The organism is Telluria sp. AZSoR62 (assembly GCF_058111565.1).
On sequence record NZ_JBYTST010000408.1, the window covers coordinates 1 to 257 of the forward strand.

Annotated in this window: 1 protein-coding gene; it reads right to left on the minus strand. The window is 59.5% G+C overall.

What is annotated here, in order from left to right; translation table 11 throughout:
• Positions 1–58 precede the first annotated feature (58 nt).
• On the minus strand, positions 59–136 hold the full coding sequence (locus AC3XQU_RS24270) for a hypothetical protein (protein ID WP_489876677.1): 78 nt from the start codon (positions 134–136) through the stop codon (positions 59–61).
• Positions 137–257: the final 121 nt, after the last annotated feature.

The following is a 257-nucleotide window of genomic DNA, read 5'->3' on the forward strand; positions in this document are numbered from 1 at the left end:
CTGATGGTCGCTCCTTTGGAGCGGTTCACAATCAGCCCGAGAATACCGTTGAGGCCCCTCAAAAGGGCAAGCAGCTCCTGGGAGTGGAGGCCGCCATCTCCGGTGTTCCGGTGCCCGGAGCGTAAGACGGGTCCAGGACATCAGTGTCATGGAAACGTAGACCGGCGTATCGCCCAGACGCTCCTTAACCCTCTGGATTGCAGCGGGGTCACCAATCGCGTCCAAGTCCGAACACCTGATGATCTGGAACCCGAACT